The organism is Nocardiopsis protaetiae (assembly GCF_045446735.1).
Taxonomy (GTDB): Bacteria; Actinomycetota; Actinomycetes; order Streptosporangiales; family Streptosporangiaceae; genus Nocardiopsis; species Nocardiopsis protaetiae.
Genome location: NZ_JBJJBV010000407.1, coordinates 1 through 4426, shown reverse-complemented (window position 1 = coordinate 4426; position 4426 = coordinate 1). Strand labels below are relative to the sequence as shown.

Annotated in this window: 3 protein-coding genes and 1 pseudogene; all 4 read left to right on the top strand. The window is 71.6% G+C overall.

Annotation, left to right across the window (positions count from 1 at the left end):
* The first annotated feature begins 491 nt into the window (after positions 1–491).
* Entirely contained in the window at positions 492–1502 is a 1011-nt protein-coding gene (locus ACJOT3_RS32895) for a YihY/virulence factor BrkB family protein (RefSeq protein ID WP_406977035.1), read from the top strand.
* A gap of 128 nt (positions 1503–1630) precedes the next feature.
* Positions 1631–2452 carry a hypothetical protein gene (locus ACJOT3_RS32890; RefSeq protein ID WP_406977034.1) on the top strand — a complete coding sequence of 274 codons (822 nt, stop codon included), beginning with the start codon at positions 1631–1633 and terminating at the stop codon, positions 2450–2452.
* The gene (locus ACJOT3_RS32885; RefSeq protein ID WP_406977033.1) at positions 2449–3201 is read left to right on the top strand and encodes a hypothetical protein; all 753 of its coding nucleotides are present in this window, start codon (positions 2449–2451) and stop codon (positions 3199–3201) included. Before ACJOT3_RS32890 ends, ACJOT3_RS32885 begins: the two co-directional genes overlap by 4 nt.
* 583 nt (positions 3202–3784) lie before the next feature.
* Positions 3785–4426 (top strand): annotated as a pseudogene (locus ACJOT3_RS32880) (hypothetical protein); the annotation flags it as partial.

Here is a 4426-nt window from a genome sequence, read left to right as displayed (position 1 = left end):
CGCGGCGGCGACGCGGCTTGGCCGCAGTCGCCGTCCGACCGTTCTGCGCGGAAGAGGGAGGCATCGCGGGTGTCTCCGATGGGGTCACGGGGTCCGTGCGACCCCGGCGCCCGCACCACTGCCACCCGCCGGCGCCGCACTTCGTCGTGCAGGTGCCGCGGGTGGGGATCCGCGTGTGTGGGATGCGAAGAGAAAGGGGAGAGCGCCGGTGCCGCGCGCACCCCTGGGGTGCGTCAAAAAGGCGGCGAGATTAACCGACGCTGCAACAGATGGCACTGCGGACCCGAAGGAAGTCCACGTGGCGACGCACGCAGAGCATGGGGTCCAGGGCAGCGATCATGAAACGAGAATGTCATGTGCGCGCGGGCTTTGTCCAGGAGAGGCCGAAGGGCCGCCGAGTGAGTCACGTCACTCGCCGCGGCGCGCCGCAGGTCATCCGCCGGGCGGTCCGCGGTCCTGGGAGCGGCCCCCGTACCGCTAACGTTCTCCCCGTGGTGGGTTTCTGGGAGGGGCTGTGGCGGATCACCGACGCCTGGCTGAGACGGCGCCCCGTGCTGCGCGGCGGTCTGCTGCTCGTGCTGCGCACCGTCCGCGCCTTCTCCCGTGACCGGGTCGTCGGCCTGGCCGCCGAATCCGCCTTCTTCACCCTGATCTCGCTGCCCGCGCTGCTGCTGGGGCTGCTGGGCGCGCTGGTCCCGCTGGCGCCGGTGCTGGGGGAGAGCACGGTGGAGGAGATCCGCCAGCTCATCCTGGACAGCACCGCGCAGGTCCTCACCCCCGACACGGTCGACAGCGTGGTGGCGCCGCTGGTGGACGACCTCCTCCAGGGCGTCCAGGGCGGGGTGCTGTCGGTGACCTTCCTGGTGTCGCTGTGGTCGGGGTCGCGGGCGATGAACGTGTTCATCCGCTCCATCACCATCTCCTACGGCCTGGAGGAACTGCGCGGCTGGCTCACCCAGCGGGTGCTGGCCTTCCTGGCCTACCTGGGCGGGCTGGCGTTCGCCCTGCTGGTGCTGCCGATCCTGGTGGCGGGCCCCGACCTGGTCCACGACCTGCTGCCGATCACGGTGGGCCGGCTCAACCTGTTGTACTGGCCGACCGTCGCGGTGCTGGCCACCACAGCGGTGACCATGCTCTACGCCCTGAGCATCCCGGTGCGCACCCCGCTGTGGCGGCACCTGCCGGGGGCGCTGCTGGCGACGGCGGTGCTCATCGCCGGGTCCATCGGGCTGCGCGCCTACCTGGACGCCTCGCTGGGGCAGGTGAGCCTCTACGGTTCGCTGGCCGCGCCGATCGCGCTCCTGGCCTGGCTGTTCGTGATGGCGATCGCGGTGCTGGCGGGATCCGCGTTCAACGCCGAGATCGACGCCATGTGGCCGACGGTGCGCACCGCCGCGGCCCGCGCCGAGATCGCCAACCGGCGCTTCGAGCGCGCCGACCGCCTGGTCCGCCGCCGCGAGCAGGCGGTCATCGACACCATCGTCGAGGGCAACGGCCGCTGACCGGAACCGGCCAACGCGTACGCCGTATACCGGAATGCGACGATGCGTCGGTATTTTCATGGTGCCTCCGACGGGCGGGCCGCGCCCCCGCCGCCCCTCGCACCCGGACGGCTGGAAAGCGGCGTCCCGTGAAGGCATCCCCCCAACTCGCGAACTTCGCCCTGATCGGTCCGGTCCTGAGCGTCGCGATCCTGCTCTCGACCGTGGGCTTCGGCGGTTCCGTGCCGTTCTTCGCCGGTTTCACCCTGGCGCTGGTCCTCTTCCTGGCCGTTCTCGGCGCGGTCGCGTGCGCCCACTGGGAGATGACCGTCCCCGAGCAGACGCGCTGGGCCTCCCCGAACGCCGTGTTCTCGATCATGCCGCTCGTGCTCCTGGTCATGGCCGTCCCTGCCCTGCTCCTGGCCGCTGTGCTGACGGTCGTCCTGCGGCAGTGGGCGCTGCTCCCCTTCCTCCTGGTCTCCTGCGCGGCCCTGGTCCTGGCGTTCGTACACCGCCGCAGGGAACGCCTGGACGTGCGTGCGGCCGTCGCCGAGTACCGGCCGGCCGTCCCCAAGATCGTCGGCCTGAGCGCCCCGAAACAGGTGCCGCCGGGATGGGTCCCGCTGGTGCTGTACCGACCCTCGGGGCTGCTGCGCGACACGGCCGTCGACTACCGCGTCCACGTGGACGGGGACCGGGTGGGCACGATCGCCCCCGGCGCGACCCTGGTCGTCGGAGTGCCGCCCGGTCCGCACCGGGTCCGGCTGCACTACGGCCGCTACACCAGCCCCGCGGTGCCGATCACCGCCGATGCCGGGGAACAGGTGCGCCTGTGGGCGCGGCCCGGCGGCGAGCCCCAGCGGGCCGCCATCGACCAGTGGACGCGCCCCTCGGAGTACCTGGGCCTCACCCCGGCGCCGACCGCCCCGGCCCCCGAACCCGAACCCCGTTCCGGAAGGTGGCGCCCATGAAGGACGTCCGCTGGTTCCCCGTCGTGACCACATACGGGTTCTTCGGCATGCTGCTCCACAACTGGATCCTCACCTCCATGGACGCCGCGGCACGAGAGATCACCTTCGGAGCCGGTCTCGCCCTGAGCTGGTTCCTGTTCATGGTGGTCACGTTCTCCCTCATTCCCTTCCAGGGGGCCAGGACACGGCGCCACCCCTCGGCCGGGCCGACGATGTCGGTGGTCGGTGCGGGGGCGCTCCCGCTGGTCTTCACCCACGTTCTGCTCTTGCCGATCGGCCTCTGGTACACCGTGTGGTACGAAAGCTGGGGCCTGCTGCCCCTGCTCGTGGTCGCCGAGCTGATCGGGCTCGCGGCTCTGGCCGTTTTGCTGTGGCAGCGGCCCTGGCGTCGCCCGGAACAGGTGGTGGGCAGTCCGGAGGTGCCCAAACTCCTCGGCCTGCGCGACCCCGCCCGGATGCCGCCCGGCTGGTGTGCGGTGGTGTTCCACCGGTCCGACCTGTTCCTGAACAGCCTCAGCGTTTATCCGCTGGAGGTGGACGGGGACCGGATCGGGGAACTGGTGCCGGGAGAGAGCCTGACCATCGGTCTGTCGCCCGGAGAGCACACGGCCCGGATCCCGGCCTCCTTCCGCCGATCCCCGTTCCCGTTCATCGTTGCCCCGGGGCACATCGTTCACCTTCATGTCGCCATGGACGGCGGCATCGCTCCCTGGAATCCGTCCATCGCTCAGCGGGAGCACCTCGTATGACCCCCGTGGACCCGTACCGCCCGCGCCCGTTCTCCGGGTCGGTACGCACACCGCGCGGGTGCAGTGGGACGCCTCCCCGCCGTGCACCTTTTCGGTCGCACCGGACGGTATCGTGCACTTCACGGTCGAAACCGGGCCGTCCCTGGGGGTATCCGGGTACGACTGCCGTGTGGTTCCGTACGCGGTGGGTCCCGTGGGGGGTTCGGGTCCGGCGTGAACCGTGGTGGCCCGGTGGCCGGATTCGGCCAGTTGTGATGTGAACTCATCGACACATTCGCGTGTCCACATGAACGGGATTCCGGGAGGGCGGGTCGAGCGGCCCTCTCCGCGTTCCGAAGACATGCCAGGTCAGGGGAGGGGGAGCGGTAACACCGTTGACCGCCCAGCGTGCCGTGTCCGTTATCGGCCGCCCGTACCCGGGTGGGCCGTGTCCGTCACGATCAGTATCATCGCGTTCAGCATTGACTTTGTGTACGTCGCCACCGGCGCTCGGTGACCCTCCGGTCCCGCCGTCGCCCCCGACCGGCGTTCCCCGCCACCCGCACACGAACAGGTCCACCCTTCCCATGCCTTCGGAGGCACCATGAGCCGGGCGTCCCGTCCGGGGCATCCCCGGCCCACCGCCGTCATCGCCATCGCCCCCGACGAGCGCAGCGCCGAGATCGTCATCGAGGGGCAGCGCCAGGTCGTCACCGGCAGCGTTCCCAAGGAGACCCGACGCGCCGCGCTGGACGTCGCCACCGGCTACGCGGCCAGGATCGGCCAGCCGGTGCTCATCGATGCCCGTGACAGCAACGGCTACTGGAACCTGGTCGCCACCCCCGACGGCGTCGTGCAGGCCGCCGACCGGCTCCCGCCGGCGGCCGCGCCCACCCCGGCCCCCGCGGCCCGGCCCCCGGTGGCGGCCAAGCGGTCCGGGCGCGGCAGGCGGGGCCTGGTCATCGCGGGTGCGGCGGTCCTGGCCGTGGTGCTCCTGGGCGGTGCCGGTGTCGCCGCATGGAACCTGATGCCGGGCGAGGACCCCGCCGTGGAGACCACCACGACCGAGGCGCAGGTCCTGGGCCACCCCGCCCCGCCCGGTTACGGCGACACGGTGGAGTTCTCCGAGCCGCTCGCCCCCGGCAGCCAGCCCGGCGTCTCCCGCGACGGCGACTTCCTGGCCTTCATGGGCCCCGACGAGCGGCTCACCCTGTTCGACGCCTCGGGCGAGCGCCTGTGGTCGGCG